The following is a 16,213-nucleotide window of genomic DNA, read 5'->3' on the forward strand; positions in this document are numbered from 1 at the left end:
ATGAATCAGACCCTTCTATCAGATTTTGGCACGGCTGTTGAGCGTGTGGAACGTGCTATTGATGCGCTGCGTAATGGCCGTGGTGTTATGGTGTTGGATGATGAAAGTCGTGAAAACGAAGGCGATATGGTTTTTGCTGCTGAAACAATGACTGTTGAGCAAATGGCACTGACTATCCGCCACGGCAGTGGCATTGTGTGCCTGTGTATCACTGACGAACGGCGTCAACAGCTTGATTTACCGATGATGGTGAGCAACAACTCCAGCCAGTTCCAAACGGCATTTACCGTGACCATTGAAGCGGCTAAAGGCGTGACGACTGGCGTTTCTGCTGCTGACCGTCTGACCACTATCCGCGCGGCAATTGCTGATAACGCGAAACCTGCTGACCTTAATCGCCCTGGTCATGTATTCCCGCTGCGCGGACAGCCAGGCGGCGTATTATCCCGCCGTGGTCATACTGAAGCTTCTATCGATCTGGCGACACTGGCAGGCTACAAACCTGCGGGCGTATTGTGTGAACTGACCAATGACGACGGTAGCATGGCACATGCACCAGAAGTGATTGAGTTCGCTAAATTACATGATATGCCAGTCGTGACTATTGATGATTTGGCTGAGTACCTCCAGTCTCAAGAAAAAAAAGCCAGCTGATTTCTGATGGCAATATCTGCTGATATTGTCTCTGGATAATTTGGTTTACCCACCGGGTTGCTATCATTCTATCGAATAGATCGCCGCCCGGTTATTTTTGACTTTCACCCCCCCGATCTTTGGTATTTTCTCGCTACTTTCCTCTTCAAATTTATTGAATATCTTCATCATCGTTATCCGGCTGTGTAATGAAAAAAAAGCGCGTAATGTACTTCTTATGATTTAAGCGCCACACTTTTTCTTAACAGTAAGGATTATCTATGAACACCTCTCGTATGCCTGCACTGTTTCTCGGCCACGGTAGCCCGATGAACGTGTTGGAAGAAAACAGCCACACTCATGCATGGCGTGCGTTGGGTGAGACGTTACCTCGCCCTAAGGCGATTTTGGCCATTTCTGCTCACTGGTATACCCGTGGTACAGCGGTAACCGCTATGGAAAAACCTCGGACTATCCATGATTTTGGTGGCTTCCCGCAGGCGTTGTTTGATACTGAATATCCGGCCCCAGGCTCTCCAGAGCTGGCAGCCCAGATTCAGCAATTGTTGGCGCCTATCGCCGTGCGAGCGGATACCAGTGAATGGGGGCTAGACCACGGCAGTTGGGGGGTGTTGATCAAAATGTACCCTGACGCGGATATTCCTGTGGTGCAATTGAGTATTGATGGCACCCAACCGGCGGCGTATCACTATGAATTAGGGCGTAAGTTGGCGGTGCTGCGTGAGCAGGGGGTCATGATTGTCGCCAGTGGTAATGTGGTGCATAACTTGCGTATGGTGAGATGGCAGGGCGAAAGCAACCCTTACCCATGGGCGGAGTCTTTCAACCAATTTGTGCGGGATAACCTGAATTATCAAGGTGATAATCACCCATTGATCAATTTTATGCAGCATGAAGGGGCTGAATTGTCCAACCCGTCGCCCGAGCATTATCTACCATTACTGTATGTATTGGGGGGTTGGGATGGTAAAGAGCCGATTTCGATTCCAACCGATGGGATTGAGATGGGGTCGCTGAGTATGCTGTCGGTTAAGCTAGGCTAATACCTTCGCCCTTGACGGCTACAGCGTTGTTAGCTGCGTTCTTTCACCCGAATCACTGACCTGAGTCAGCTCATCGGGATTATGAGCCTCTATGAAGCTCACCCTATGGGCCAGCGCAAGCGCTGTTCAACATGGTTTACAACCAAGTTGTCATTCACTTGCTGCCTAGCTGTAACGCCAATGACTTTGGGTATTTACTGATAAAATTGAACCAAGGGGAAACGTGCCGTTGGGGCCACTTTTAGTTTCAAATACCAGTGCGTGAGCCGTCGGAGCGCCCATAGGTGCGGTAAACCCTTGGCTCACGGTATGTTGTGTAGTCTTAGCCCAAAATGATGTGCGGGTAAAAACGTGACAGATCTTGGGTGATCAATTCACGATCTTCGCGCAAACCAATACCACAAGGCTGATCATTCACCAGCCAACTACCAATTAGGGTATAGCTGTCACCGAACTTAGGTAATGGGTGGAATTGCTGAACAATCATACCCTCTTCACCATATGGCCCATCAACTCGCGCCACTTCTTTACCGTTTTCCACTATCTGAATATTGGCACCTTCCCGCGAGAATAGCGGCTTGGTGACATAATGATCCATAACTGGATGATCATCTTCAGCAAAGTAAGCAGGCAACAGATTAGGGTGATTTGGGAACATTTCCCACAGTAACGGCAGCAGGGCTTTATTGGAAATAATGCTCTTCCAGGCCGGTTCCAGCCAGCGTACGCCAGCATCTTCCAATTTAGTGGAGAACATTTCGCGGAACATAAATTCCCACGGATAGAGCTTGAACAAATTACTGATAACTTGATTATCCAAGTCGGTAAATTGCCCTTTTTCGCCTAAGCCAATTTCTTCCATAAACATGAATTCAGTTGGCAGGCCAGCTTCCAGTGCGCAATCTTGCAGATATTGCACAGTACCACGATCTTCTTCACTGTCTTGGCAGCAAGCCAGATGCAGCAAACTAAAACCATGGTTGTCGCGCAAATCAACAAAACGCTCAATCAGCTTCTCTTGCATGCTGTTGAACTGGTCAGAATCCTGACTCAAATTGCCTGCATTGATCTGGTCTTCCAACCATAGCCATTGGAAAAAAGCGGCTTCATATAGTGAGGTTGGTGTATCTGCGTTATTTTCCAGCAGCTTAGCCGGATTTACACCGTCATAGGCCAGATCAAGACGCGAATAGAGAGAAGGTTGATTAGACTTCCAAGAGCTACGAACAAAATCCCAGCAATGTTTCGGAATGCGGAATTTTGCCATCATTTGATCGCTATTGACTACTTTTTCAACCACTTGCAGACACATCTGATGCAACTCTGCGGTGGTGTCTTCCAACTCTTCAATTTGTGCCAGTGTGAATTCGTAATAAGCATCTTCACACCAGTACGGCTCGCCATACATGGTGTGGAAACGGAAACCAAATTCGGTGGCTTTTTCGCGCCAGTCCGGGCGTTCGCTAATCGCTAAACGTTTCATTAATCAGACCTTAGCCACCCATGCTGCGCGTGCTGGTTTTGGATGATGTCGCGGCACTACGTTGCATAGAAGATTGTTTAGCTACTGACTCACCAAAACCGCCACGAGTGATGGTATTGGTCACCGCAGGTTTCGGTGCCATTGCAGTTCTTGGCACTGTCATGGTGCGGCCCGTGGTGGCTGAACCAAAGTTTTTACCCGTTGCGTCAACAAACTTGCCACTCGCCGGGCTATTTGGTGCTTTAGAGGTAAACAATGGCTGACTTGCACCACCGCCCATCATGCGGCCCATCATATAACCGGCCATCAGTGGCATCCACATACTGCCGCTTTGCTGCGGCGCTGCTGCTGTTGTTTCAGTAGATGATGAAGACGTTGGTACCATACCGGCTTGTGCTGGTGCTTGGGTACACTGTGATTCACCAAATTCAGCCACGCAATCTTCACGGGTTGAGTATTTCGGTGCAGTTTTAGCCGCTTCCTGCAACGCAGTGTTGTAAGCCGTGGTACATTCCGCGCTCTTGGACGGATTTGCTGCAGAGCAATCATCAGCATTTTGATACAAAGAGACGGTTTCATCGGTTTTTTCGCAGCCAGCCAGCATAAATACAGCACTGACAGCTAAAGCTACTGGCGCGAGGCGGTAGCTGCGCCAGGATTTACGGAAAGTCTCTTGATTGATGTTTTGAGTCCGTTTCATCATTATTTGTCTCATTTCCGGGCGTTCAATGCCCTTTCCCAGTAAGTGTCCTAAGAATAGGGGAAATGTGTATGAAATTAAAGCTTGAGGGACGATGAGGTGCAGACTTTACAAAGCTATACGAAATGCTGCGAGTCGCTTCGCTTTTTTCATTGACGAAAGATGCTGGGGAGTCAAGGAGGGAAATAAAAAACCGGGCACAGCTTGATGCCGTACCCGGTGAGTTCACATTCGTAAAAATCAGTTACGGAATGGGTTGCTGTTACCAGCAGCGGCGCTAGCCGGCTGGCTAACAGTTGTCGCACGCGGTGTAGCTCGAGTGCTGGTGCCATCGGCATAAGCATTCTGGTTAGCATCATCCGGTGCCAAGCTGGTGGCTGATGTTGGGACGGGTTTATCCAGTACACCATTCAGGGCCATCAGATCGTTCATGTTCAATGTACCCAGTGCTGACTGGATATTTAGTTGGTTTATCAGGTAGTTATAACGAGCATCGGCCAATTGCTGCTTGGATTGATACAGGTTAGTCGTCGCAGTCAATACATCAAGAATGGTACGCGTTCCTACTTGATAACCTGCTTCCATTGCATCTAATGAGCTTTGGTTAGAAATAACCACTTGCTCATAAGCCTTAATGCTGCTGATGGAGGCTGAAATATTATTAAATGAGGAGCGTACAGTTTGCACCACACTACGGTGTGCGCTTTCCAACTGCTCACTCGCCCCGACGAAATTGTATTGCGCCTGTTTCACTGAGGAATTAGTCGCCCCACCGCTGTACAGCGGTAAGCTCAGTTGCACGCCAATTTTGTTCTGACCAGCATCCATGTTTGCTTGCTGGGTGCTTGGAGTGCCGCCGCTGTAGCGAGTATTGGTGACTGAAGTTGATGCCGTTAAATCGATAGTTGGCATGTAGCCTGTTTCTGCCGACTTAATCTGCTCACGAGCCAAATCTTGGCTCAAACGAGCAGAAAGCAAAGAAAGGTTACGTTTTTCAGCTTCTTTCAACAGATTATTTACCGCTTGTGGGCGTTCTGTCTTCAAGCGAGATACATTCAGCGACGCCAGTTCAGGGTAATAAACACCCGTAATTTGACGCAGATTTTCCAGCGCGTTATCCAGGTTATTACGAGCCGTCACTTCCGCTGCTAACACGGTATCGTAGCTAGCACGGGCGTTTTGCACATCAGTAATAGCCACTAAACCGACATTAAAACGCTGAGTCGTTTGGTCTAACTGGCGATACACAGATTGTTTCTGCGCTTCAGTATAAGACAGGCTATCAATGGCTCTGAGAACATTAAAATAGGCAGTTGCCGTGTTCAAGATCAAAGCTTGTTCATTGGTCTGGAACGTCACGTCCTGAATACCGGCGGCTTTCTCTTGTAAAGTCAGAGCGCGCCATTTAGACATGTCGAAAATGGTCTGAGTCAGTTGTAGAGAGCCTGATGTTGCATTGCTATCCGGGCTGTCAGAGGCATCGCGGAAACCATTAGTATGGGTGTAACCGGCACCTAAACCAAGCTGTGGTAACAGCGGGCTGCGAGCTTCATTAATTTTTTCGTATGCAGCATCGCGGTCAGCCGCAGATTTGCGTAAATCCGGGTTACTATCCCTGGCTTGCTTATAAACTTGCAGCAAGTTCTCTGCCTGGCTCATGCTACTGAAACCAGCCAGACTCAGCCCGATAAGAAGGGGGAGCAGTTTCTTCATTTGCAGTCCTTGTTGTGCAGCAGTTGTGCGGCAATATTACTATGGTAGTTGTCGATAGACGAATTGTTGCCGATTCTATCAGAGTCTGCCAATGGGATAAGGTGGCTGATTGTGCCATCTCGCCTAAATTTACTTAAATCTATCACAAAGCTAAATGACTATTCAGACAACTAACTTGTATCACACTATTTTTGTCAAATAATCTTTATAAAACCGTCTTTATAAAATTGCCAACCTCTATTAGCCTGACTGGCATTCATTCATGCTGTCATTAAAAGTCACTATTCAGGCTAGATACTCAAGTAAGGAAATAAGCTATGACATCAAAACAACCCTCACCGGTGACCTTCGGCACGAAGGATGTGGAAATTATTGCACGTGAAACACGGTACAGGGGTTTTTTTTTACTGGATGTGTACCGGTTTCGTCATCGTTTGTTTAATGGCGAAATGAGTGGAGAAGTTAAACGCGAAATTTTTGAGCGCGGCCATGCTGCCGTGCTATTACCTTACGACCCCGTGCGCGATGAAGTGGTGCTGGTTGAACAAATACGGATTGCCGCCATTGACAGCAGCCGGTCGCCTTGGTTATTAGAAATGGTGGCAGGGATGATTGAAGAGGGCGAAACCGTCGAGGAAGTGGTACGTCGCGAAGCTGAAGAAGAAGCGGGAATTCATGTTGGCCGCTGCAAACCGGTGCTCAGTTATTTAGCCAGTCCCGGAGGTACCAGTGAGCGCTTATCTATCATGGTTGGGGAAGTCGATGCGACGACCGCGAGTGGGGTTCATGGGCTGGCCGATGAAAATGAAGATATCCGGGTGCATGTTGTCAGCCGTGAACAAGCTTATCGTTGGGTTGAAGAGGGTGTTATTGATAATGCAGCCTCAGTCATTGCACTACAATGGTTGGCGTTGCACCATCAATCGCTAAGAGCAGAGTGGCAGTCATAAGAAAGAGAGAAAATAATGGGTAAGCGCTACACACCTGATTTTCCTGAAATGATGCGGATATGCGAAACTAACTTCGCGCAATTGCGTCGTTTGATACCGCGTGTCGATGAAGTGGGTGAAAGCGTGGCTTATCAGGTCAATAGCGCCAGTTATCAACTGACAATTATTGAATCAACCCGCTACACTTCTGTTGTCGAGATTGTGCAAACTGAGCCAGCTAGCAGTCATTGGAGCCTGCCATCTATGGTCGTACGGCTTTATCATGATGCGCAGGTCGCGGAAGTGTGTGCCAGTCAGCAGATCTCCCGCTTCAAAGCAAGTTATGATTATCCGAATAAAAAGTTGCATCAGCGGGACGAAAAGCATCAAATTAACCAGTTTCTTGCTGACTGGTTGCGCTATTGTTTGGCGCATGGAGCGGTGGCAGTTCCAGTTTGTTAGACAGACTTATAGCCTGACCAACTGAGATACAGAGACGTGATGAATCTGGTTGGGAAAGGTGCAAAAACAAGGACACCATTTGGAAAGCCTGTTTAAACTGCCTATGGCGAGTGGGGCCAGGGTTAGAATTTTACAAATAACAGATACCCACCTCTTTGCGGGGGAACATGAGACCTTGCTGGGTGTAAATACTTCTCGCAGTTATCGCGCTGTGTTAGATGCGATTATTGCTGAGCAACACCCCTTTGATCTTATTGTTGCGACCGGTGATTTGGCTCAGGATCATTCCGTTGCTGCATATCAGAATTTTGCTGAGGGTATCTCCCGTTTGCCAGCACCTTGTGTCTGGCTGCCCGGCAATCATGATTTCCAGCCCGCGATGGTGGATGCTCTAGCGAATGCCGATATCGCACCGTCAAAGCAGGTTCTGGTCGGTGATAATTGGCAAATACTGTTATTAGACAGCCAAGTTTTTGGTGTCCCTTACGGTGAACTAAGTGACTATCAATTGGAGTGGATGGAACGCTGTCTGATCGCGTATCCAGAACGCTACACATTGATATTATTGCACCATCACCCGATACCCTCGGGTTGCACTTGGCTTGATCAACATAGCCTACGCAACGCGCATATGCTGGCGGCTGTGCTGACTCGCTATCCGCGTGTGACCACCTTGTTGTGCGGCCATATTCATCAGGATCTGGATCTCGATTGGTATGGTAAGCGCCTGCTGGCCAGCCCTTCTACCTGTGTGCAGTTCAAACCGCACTGTACTAATTTTACACTGGATACTGTGGCACCGGGATGGCGCTACCTCGACTTGCTGCCTGATGGAAAACTTGAAACTGAGGTTCGTCGGTTAGCCAGTGATGAGTTCTGCCCGGACATGGACTCGGATGGTTATTGAATGAGTACGCTTCTATATATTCACGGCTTTAATAGCTCACCCAGCTCAGCCAAAGCAACCACATTCAAAAGTTGGTTGCAGCAACACCATCCTCATATTGAGATGCTGATACCGCAATTACCGCCTTATCCGGCGGAGGCCGCAGAAATGCTGGAAAGCATCGTAATGGATAAAGCCGGGCAATCCATCGGCATTGTAGGTTCTTCCCTCGGCGGTTATTTTGCTACCTGGCTTTCCCAGCGTTTCAGTATTCCCGCCGTGGTGGTTAACCCAGCAGTGCGGCCATTTGAGCTGCTCAGCGATTATCTGGGGGAAAATGAGAACCCCTACACTGGGCAACAATATGTGTTAGAGTCTCGACATATTTATGATCTGAAAGCCATGCAGATTGAAAAGTTGGGATCACCGGATTTACTCTGGTTATTGCAACAAACCGGGGATGAAATCCTCGATTACCGTCAAGCGGTTGCTTATTACACCCCTTGTCGGCAAACAGTAGAATCAGGTGGGAATCATGCCTTTGTCGGCTTTGATCATTATTTCTCCCCGATTGTAACTTTTTTAGGGCTAGCGACCGCTTAATATGGCGGTTTAAGCATCACCCGATACCGTAGGTTTTATTACTGCAGTGGGTATTGAACCGCAGGTCGTGATGGCCTGCCGGGCATGTCACCGCTAGCCTTCCAACCATTAGCCGAATATTAATCAAACCATGACTGAATCCAGCTATAACGCTGATGCCATTGAAGTACTCAGCGGTTTAGAACCAGTGCGTCGTCGTCCGGGAATGTACACGGACACCACGCGGCCAAACCACCTTGGTCAAGAGGTGATTGATAATAGCGTCGATGAAGCACTGGCAGGCCATGCCCGCCGCATTGACGTCATCCTGCACGCCGATCAATCACTGGAAGTTATTGATGATGGCCGTGGGATGCCGGTTGATATCCATCCAGAAGAGGGTGTTCCTGCGGTTGAACTGATTATGTGTCGTTTACATGCAGGCGGCAAATTCTCTAATAAAAACTATCAGTTTTCTGGTGGTTTGCACGGTGTGGGTATTTCGGTTGTTAACGCCTTATCCAAGCGGGTAGAAGTGACGGTGCGCCGTGATAGCCAAATCTACAGCATCGCCTTCGAAAATGGCGATAAAGTGCAGGATTTACAGGTTATCGGCACGTGCGGTAAGCGCAATACTGGGACTAGCGTACATTTCTGGCCGGATGTTTCTTTCTTCGACAGCCCACGTTTCTCTGTGTCCCGCTTGTCACATTTGCTGAAAGCGAAAGCAGTACTGTGCCCAGGTGTTGAAATCGTCTTTAAAGATCAGGTCAATAATACTGAGCAGCGCTGGTGTTATGCCGATGGTCTGACTGACTACCTGATGGAAGCAGTTAACGGCTTGATTACCTTGCCAGAAGTGCCGTTTGTCGGCTCTTTTTCCGGTGATACTGAAGCTATTGACTGGGCGCTGTTATGGTTACCAGAAGGTGGCGAGCTGCTGACTGAAAGCTACGTCAACCTGATTCCGACCATGCAGGGCGGCACTCACGTCAACGGCTTACGTCAGGGTTTACTGGATGCAATGCGCGAATTTTGTGAGTATCGCAATATTCTGCCACGGGGCATCAAACTCTCGGCGGATGATATCTGGGAGCGCTGTGCTTACGTGCTGTCAGTCAAAATGCAGGACCCACAATTTGCCGGCCAGACGAAAGAGCGACTTTCCTCACGTCAGTGCGCGGCCTTTGTCTCCGGCGTAGTAAAAGATGCTTTTAGCCTATGGCTGAATCAGAACGTACAAGCGGCTGAACAGTTGGCTGAGTTAGCTATTTCCAGCGCCCAGCGCCGTATGCGCGCGGCGAAGAAAGTGGTGCGCAAAAAACTGACCAGCGGCCCAGCATTGCCCGGCAAACTGGCCGATTGTACTTCGCAAGATTTGAGCATGACTGAACTGTTTCTGGTAGAAGGGGATTCTGCGGGCGGTTCTGCCAAGCAAGCGCGTGACCGCGAATATCAGGCGATCATGCCGCTGAAAGGCAAGATCTTGAACACTTGGGAAGTCTCTTCCGATGAGGTTCTTGCTTCGCAGGAAGTCCATGATATCTCAGTTGCGATTGGTATTGATCCAGACAGCGAAGACCTAAGCCAATTGCGCTACGGTAAAGTTTGTATCCTTGCGGATGCGGACTCCGATGGTTTGCATATTGCTACCTTGCTGTGTGCGCTGTTTGTTCGCCACTTCCGCGCACTGGTTCGCAATGGCCACGTGTATGTGGCGATGCCACCTTTGTATCGCATTGATTTAGGTAAAGAAGTGTTTTATGCACTGGACGAAGAAGAAAAAGCCGGTGTCCTGGAGCAACTGAAACGTAAACGCGGAAAGCCGAATGTGCAGCGCTTTAAAGGGCTGGGTGAAATGAACCCGTTACAGTTACGTGAAACGACCCTCGATCCTAATACTCGTCGTTTAGTGCAATTGACTATCGGTGACGACGATATTGATAAAACAATGGCCATGATGGATATGTTGCTGGCGAAGAAACGCTCTGAAGATCGCCGCAATTGGCTACAAGAGAAAGGGGATACCGCCGAGATCGAGGTCTGATCGATGACGGGATTTGATCGATGAAAGTGACGTTAGAAGAGTTGCAGGCGTTTATCTCAGTCGTCGACTGCGGCTCAATCACGGCGGCTGCGGAGCAACGCAGCCAGACCACATCCGGTATCAGTCGGGCATTGAGCCGGCTGGAACAGAAACTGGCGACCACTTTACTGCGCCGTACCACTCGGCGGTTGGAGCTGACGGAAGAGGGCGAATTGTTCCTCAATCATGCGCGGCAGATCCTCGGTGCGGTCGATGATGCTGAAGAGCAAATTGCTTTACGGCGACTGAAACCGGCTGGGCGACTGCGGGTGAATGCGGCAGCGCCTTTTATGCAGCATGTGATTGTGCCGATGATCACCGGTTTTTGAGCGCTATATCCGCAAATCATTCTTGAGCTGAATACTGACGACCTGAATATCGATTTGCTGCAACAACGCACTGATATCGCGATCCGCATTGGCGCGCTGCGCGACTCAACTATCCATGCGCGCCTGTTGGGTGCCAGCCGAGTGCGCATCCTCGCTAGCCCAGATTATCTGCAACGCCACGGCACTCCCCATACGATTGACGACTTGGCAAATCACAGTTTGCTTGGTTTTACTCAGCCAGAGTTTCTTAATCAGTGGTCGCTGCCTCATTTGCCGGGCGGGCGGGCGTCGATCATTCCTAATCTGGCTGCATCCAGTGGTGAAACACTGCGTTTATTGGCTTTACAGGGCGAAGGGATCGTCGAACTCTCTGATTTTATGACTCGAGAGGATCAATTGGCGGGGCGCTTAGTTGAAGTGATGGCTGAGCAAACTCTGGAAACCTGGCAGCCGATTAACGCGGTTTATTATCGTAATACTCAGCTTGCCGCGCGCATTACCTGTTTTCTGGATTATGTCAGTGAGCAGATTCAGTTGCAGGGCAGCCATTGGCTAAAAGATCCCCTTCGTTCTTAAAGCCGCAGGGGTGTTGGCCACTCTCACTTACCCGAATCACTTACTTGAGTAAGCTCATCGGGATGCGTTTGCTTGCCGCCTACCTGCAACTTCAATTACTTTGGGGATAAGTTGATTAAGCGTTATCCAAAATGTGGATGCTGACATCCAGTACATCATCTTTAATCACTTCACGATGCTGATGCATATGTTCCATCTGCAAATGTAACTCCAGATGATGAACACTTTGCCATTTTTCCAGCATGAAAATAGAGTCTGGCGAGTTCTTTTGCCAATCAAGCTGAGTCGGCACGTCAATCATTGGCACATAGCCACCACAACCTTCTTCTGCCAGCACCGCCGGTATTAGCTGCTCGATTGCGCCCAGCACTGCTTGGCGACGCCCCAGTTTAACCTTTATTTCTGCAAAAACAGTAATCATAGCAACCCCAATTTATATGTGATATCAAACGGCTTGATGCTTAAAGTTTTCGGCCAAATGCTGACGGTAACGGCTAATGTCACCTTCAATATCGGGTTGTTTAATCACATCGTTACATATAAATGTCGGCAATGGCTTCATGCCAAGGAACTGGTTTGCTTTATGGAAATGCAGGTAAACGCCATCAACTCCGACCCCTTCAAAGAACTGATTTGGATCGGTAAAGGCTTCAAGTGGTGCGTTCCAGGTCACTGAAAGCATATAGGTTTTACCCTGAATCAAACCACCAGAACCATAGCCCTTAGTGGCATCGGAGCGCGTGCGACCATCACTTTGGTACAGGCGGCCATGGCCATAGGTAAAGACTTCATCAATGTATTTTTTCAAAATCCAGGGTTCGCCCATCCACCAACCTGGCATTTGATAAATGACGGTGTCAGCCCAGAGATAATTTTCAATTTCACTTTCAATATCATAGCCTTGGTCAACAGTGGTGATTTTAACCTGATGGCCATTTTCTGGTAGAAAATCGGCAGCTACATTAGTGAGAGTCAGATTGAGCGCCCCTTTGGAGTGCGCAAATTCTTTCATTGCGTTAATAATTAGTATGTTACTCATTAGCATAATCCTATTAAAGCGGTGGGCCAGATACTGCCCAGACCAGAATACTGAGTATGCTAATGGTTTTGCTACCAGAGAGAAATACACAATGATGCATAACACTATTGCTTAAGAAGCAACAAAACCTCGTGATTGGCTCCGCTACTGCTGCCAACACACATCGAGCTGGCCGTGAACCCGCCGCTTGATAGTAGGTACGGCCAATGTTGCAAGACTGAAAGATTGAGATTATCTGTGGGTTGTGACAGTCACCCTGCAGATGAGGTACTATCGCGGGCAGAAATCGACAATGAACTTGCGGTGCCGATCTGCTGACTGACAGTGATCGCCTCCAGAGTCTGAGGATAATTAAGTAATGAGTGATTTGACTCATGACGGTGCAGAACGCTTACCGCTGCACACCTTTACTGAAAACGCCTATCTGAACTATTCCATGTACGTCATCATGGATCGGGCGTTGCCGTTTATCGGCGATGGTTTGAAGCCGGTACAGCGGCGCATTGTCTATGCAATGTCCGAACTGGGGCTGAACAATAGCGCAAAATTCAAAAAATCTGCTCGTACCGTGGGTGACGTGCTGGGTAAATATCACCCGCATGGCGACAGCGCGTGTTATGAAGCTATGGTGTTGATGGCACAGCCATTTTCTTACCGCTATCCATTGGTTGATGGGCAAGGGAACTGGGGTGCGCCGGACGACCCTAAATCCTTTGCAGCAATGCGTTACACTGAATCTCGCTTATCCAAATATGCGGAAGTGTTGCTGGGTGAATTGGGGCAGGGAACCGTTGATTGGGTGCCGAATTTTGACGGCACCATGCAGGAGCCGAAAATGCTACCTGCGCGCCTGCCGAACATTTTACTCAATGGTACCACCGGCATTGCGGTGGGCATGGCAACAGATATTCCCCCCCATAATGTGCGCGAAATTGCGCAGGCGGTGCTGGCACTGATTGATAAGCCAACGTCTTCGCTGGAAGAGTTGCTGGAGTTTGTGCAAGGGCCTGATTTCCCGACGGAAGCAGAAATCATCACTCCGCGTGATGAAATTCGTAAAATTTACCAGAATGGCCGTGGTTCGGTACGGATGCGGGCCTTATGGAAGAAAGAAGATGGCAGCGCGGTGATTACCGCCCTACCGCATCAGGTTTCGGGTGCCAAAGTGCTGGAACAGATTGCCAACCAGATGCGCGCCAAGAAGCTGCCGATGGTTGAAGATTTACGCGATGAATCTGACCATGAAAATCCGACTCGGTTGGTCATTGTTCCGCGAACCAATCGTGTCGATTTGGATCAAGTGATGAACCATTTGTTCGCTACCACGGATCTGGAAAGAAGTTATCGCATCAACATGAATATGATCGGTCTGGATCATCGCCCTACAGTGAAAGGGCTGGTGGAGATCCTGACGGAGTGGTTGGTATTCCGCCGCCAAACTGTGCGTAACCGGCTGAATTATCGTCTGGAAAAGGTATTGAAGCGGCTGCATATTTTAGAAGGTTTATTGATTGCCTTCCTGAATATCGATGAAGTTATTCATATCATCCGCACCGAAGATGAACCCAAACCGCTGTTGATGCAGCATTTCGCGATCTCTGAAACTCAGGCAGAAGCCATCCTCGAGCTGAAACTCCGCCATTTAGCCAAGCTGGAAGAAGTGAAGATCCGTGGTGAGCAAGATGAGTTAGCCAAAGAGCGCGATCAGTTACAGGCATTACTCGCATCAGAACGTAAGCTTAATACCCTGATTAAAAAAGAAATTCAGGCTGATGCGGCCGCGTATGGTGATGATCGCCGTTCGCCGCTGACTGAACGCGGCGAAGCCAAAGCCATGAGTGAACATGATATTGTGCCTTCTGAGCCGGTGACTATCGTGCTGTCTGAAATGGGGTGGGTGCGCAGTGCCAAAGGCCATGATATTGATCCGAGCGGGCTAAGTTATAAAGCGGGTGATAGTTTCCGTGCTGCGGCTCGCGGTAAGAGCAACCAACCTGTGGTGTTTATTGACTCAACTGGTCGTAGCTACGCATTAGATCCGCTGACATTGCCATCTGCGCGTGGGCAAGGGGAGCCACTGACCGGTAAGCTGACCCCGCCACCGGGAGCAACCATTGAGCAGGTATTGATGGCACCGGATGACCAGAAATTGTTAATGGCATCAGATGCGGGTTATGGATTTGTTTGTACTTTCAATGATTTGGTTGCAAAAAATCGTGCTGGCAAAACCATGATTACCCTGCCGGAAAATGCCAAGGCATTGCCACCATTGGAAATATATGGGCCGGATGACATGCTGTTATCCATTACTGCCGCTGGCCGCATGTTGATGTTCCCAGTAGCAGATTTACCTGAGTTATCAAAAGGTAAGGGTAATAAGATAGTCTCGATCCCTGCTGCGGATGCGGCGGCGGGTAAAGATCGGCTGGTATGGTTGTTTGTCTTACCTCCTCAAACATCAATTACTCTTCACTTTGGTAAACGTAAGTTAACCTTACGGCCAGAAGATTTGCAGAAATTCCGAGCCGAACGTGGTCGGAAAGGTTCACCACTGCCTCGTGGGTTACAACGTATTGATCGCGTTGATGTTGATGCGCCAGAGCGTGTAATACCAGCAGATAATGAAGAGTAGTAACCAGTAAATGTAATAGGGAGCGCGCGCAATTTGCGCGCGCTGTCGCGTAACATAATTAGGGTAAGGAATCAGCGCGGTGTTTTGTCTGGAAACCGCTATACTAGCGCCGATTGCGAATTTAAGAGTGTGTGTTTAATAGAAGTAAGTGTTTAATAAAAATAAGTATTTAAGAGGTTGTTATGCTATTAATTTTGCGCACGGTATTGGCAGTTTTATATTGTTTTCTAGTGTGTGTGTTTGGTTCGATTTATTGCCTATTTCGCCCCCGAAATCCACGTAATCTCGCGACGTTTGCTCATCTTTTTGGCCGGATGTCAGTATTATTTGGGATTACGGTTGAGCAGCGTATTCCTAAGGAAGCGGCTAACTACGGTACCTGTATTTATATCGCTAACCATCAAAATAATTACGATATGGTCACGATGTCGAATGTCGTTCAATCCGGCACCGTCACTGTGGGCAAAAAGAGCTTGTTGTGGGTTCCTTTATTTGGCCCATTATATTGGTTAACAGGTAATCTGCTTATTGATCGTGATAACCGCGCCAAAGCGCATGGCACTATCGCCCAAGTAGTTGAACAAGTTAAACAAAAGAATGTTTCCATCTGGATGTTCCCAGAAGGAACTCGTAGCCGTGGGCGTGGTTTACTGCCGTTCAAGACAGGTGCCTTCCATGCGGCTATTGCCGCGGGTGTGCCAATCGTGCCAATTTGTGTGTCCAGCACTAACAATATCAAGTTAAACCGTTGGTCAAATGGCAAAGTTATTGTAGAAATTATGCCGCCAGTTGATACCACCGGTTACGGTAAAGATCGCGTTCGTGAGTTAGCGGAGCATTGTCGCAATCTGATGTTGGCTAAAATTGAGCAGCTTGATGCAGAAATTGCCCAGCAGGCAGCAACTGAAAAATAATCTATATAAAGAATACCCTAAATAATTCGAGTTGCAGGAAGGCGGCAAACAAATGAATCCCGATGAGCTTACATAAGTAAGTGATTCGGGTGATTGAGTGCAGCTAACGCACGTGCAGCTTGAAGTATGACGGGTTTTATTTAAACGACTCTGGTCGTGAGCGTTTTGCCGTCCTTCAGCGTTAT

The 16,213-nt window shown here is 48.5% G+C and carries 14 protein-coding genes and 1 pseudogene; 10 read left to right on the top strand and 5 right to left on the bottom strand.

What is annotated here, in order from left to right; all coding sequences use genetic code 11:
• Entirely contained in the window at positions 1-654 is a 654-nt protein-coding gene (gene ribB, locus OVO64_RS13710) for a 3,4-dihydroxy-2-butanone-4-phosphate synthase (RefSeq protein ID WP_038638951.1), read from the top strand.
• A gap of 260 nt (positions 655-914) precedes the next feature.
• On the top strand, positions 915-1,697 hold the full coding sequence (ygiD, locus tag OVO64_RS13715; protein ID WP_145510059.1) for a 4,5-DOPA dioxygenase extradiol: 783 nt from the start codon (positions 915-917) through the stop codon (positions 1,695-1,697).
• Between the two features lie 322 nt (positions 1,698-2,019).
• On the opposite strand, the gene OVO64_RS13720 is transcribed toward ygiD, so the two are convergent.
• The 3 genes from OVO64_RS13720 to tolC form a co-directional block, all read right to left on the bottom strand.
• Positions 2,020-3,180 carry a glutathionylspermidine synthase family protein gene (locus OVO64_RS13720; RefSeq protein ID WP_038638957.1) on the bottom strand — a complete coding sequence of 387 codons (1,161 nt, stop codon included), beginning with the start codon at positions 3,178-3,180 and terminating at the stop codon, positions 2,020-2,022.
• Between the two features lie 10 nt (positions 3,181-3,190).
• Positions 3,191-3,880 (bottom strand): DUF1190 family protein, encoded by a 690-nt coding sequence (locus OVO64_RS13725; RefSeq protein ID WP_038640039.1) that lies wholly within the window; start codon positions 3,878-3,880, stop codon positions 3,191-3,193.
• A 240-nt stretch (positions 3,881-4,120) separates the two neighbouring features.
• Positions 4,121-5,593, bottom strand: coding sequence for an outer membrane channel protein TolC (gene tolC / locus OVO64_RS13730; RefSeq protein WP_038638960.1), 1,473 nt, complete (start codon positions 5,591-5,593; stop codon positions 4,121-4,123).
• A 317-nt stretch (positions 5,594-5,910) separates the two neighbouring features.
• On the opposite strand from tolC, the gene nudF reads away from it, so the two are divergent.
• The 6 genes and pseudogenes from nudF to OVO64_RS13760 all read left to right on the top strand — a co-directional run bounded on the left by nudF (position 5,911) and on the right by OVO64_RS13760 (position 11,443).
• A complete protein-coding gene (gene nudF, locus OVO64_RS13735; RefSeq protein WP_038638963.1) occupies positions 5,911-6,543 on the top strand; it encodes an ADP-ribose diphosphatase in 633 nt (210 codons plus the stop codon).
• A gap of 15 nt (positions 6,544-6,558) precedes the next feature.
• Complete coding sequence (locus OVO64_RS13740; RefSeq protein ID WP_038638966.1) at positions 6,559-6,984, top strand: DUF1249 family protein; 426 nt, start codon at positions 6,559-6,561, stop codon at positions 6,982-6,984.
• Between the two features lie 79 nt (positions 6,985-7,063).
• Positions 7,064-7,891 carry a 3',5'-cyclic-AMP phosphodiesterase gene (gene cpdA, locus OVO64_RS13745; RefSeq protein ID WP_038638969.1) on the top strand — a complete coding sequence of 276 codons (828 nt, stop codon included), beginning with the start codon at positions 7,064-7,066 and terminating at the stop codon, positions 7,889-7,891.
• Positions 7,892-8,473, top strand: a complete 582-nt coding sequence (gene yqiA / locus OVO64_RS13750) for an esterase YqiA (RefSeq protein ID WP_038638972.1) — start codon at positions 7,892-7,894, stop codon at positions 8,471-8,473.
• Between the two features lie 130 nt (positions 8,474-8,603).
• Positions 8,604-10,499, top strand: a complete 1,896-nt coding sequence (gene parE, locus OVO64_RS13755) for a DNA topoisomerase IV subunit B (protein ID WP_042562482.1) — start codon at positions 8,604-8,606, stop codon at positions 10,497-10,499.
• A gap of 20 nt (positions 10,500-10,519) precedes the next feature.
• Positions 10,520-11,443, top strand: a pseudogene (locus OVO64_RS13760) (LysR substrate-binding domain-containing protein).
• 115 nt (positions 11,444-11,558) lie between these two features.
• On the opposite strand, the gene OVO64_RS13765 reads toward OVO64_RS13760, so the two are convergent.
• Complete coding sequence (locus tag OVO64_RS13765) at positions 11,559-11,864, bottom strand: putative quinol monooxygenase (protein ID WP_267248833.1); 306 nt, start codon at positions 11,862-11,864, stop codon at positions 11,559-11,561.
• Between the two features lie 24 nt (positions 11,865-11,888).
• Positions 11,889-12,482: an NAD(P)H-dependent oxidoreductase gene (locus OVO64_RS13770; protein ID WP_038638982.1), complete on the bottom strand. Its 594-nt coding sequence runs from the start codon at positions 12,480-12,482 to the stop codon at positions 11,889-11,891.
• Between the two features lie 358 nt (positions 12,483-12,840).
• Between OVO64_RS13770 and parC the strand changes: the two genes are divergently transcribed.
• Both parC and OVO64_RS13780 read left to right on the top strand, forming a co-directional pair.
• Positions 12,841-15,114: a DNA topoisomerase IV subunit A gene (parC, locus tag OVO64_RS13775; protein WP_004390115.1), complete on the top strand. Its 2,274-nt coding sequence runs from the start codon at positions 12,841-12,843 to the stop codon at positions 15,112-15,114.
• A 182-nt stretch (positions 15,115-15,296) separates the two neighbouring features.
• Positions 15,297-16,028 (top strand): 1-acylglycerol-3-phosphate O-acyltransferase, encoded by a 732-nt coding sequence (locus OVO64_RS13780; RefSeq protein ID WP_038638988.1) that lies wholly within the window; start codon positions 15,297-15,299, stop codon positions 16,026-16,028.
• The last annotated feature ends 185 nt before the right edge of the window (positions 16,029-16,213 follow it).

Origin of the sequence: Yersinia sp. Marseille-Q5920 (assembly GCF_946902935.1) — a bacterium.
Classification (GTDB): Bacteria; Pseudomonadota; Gammaproteobacteria; order Enterobacterales; family Enterobacteriaceae; genus Yersinia; species Yersinia rochesterensis.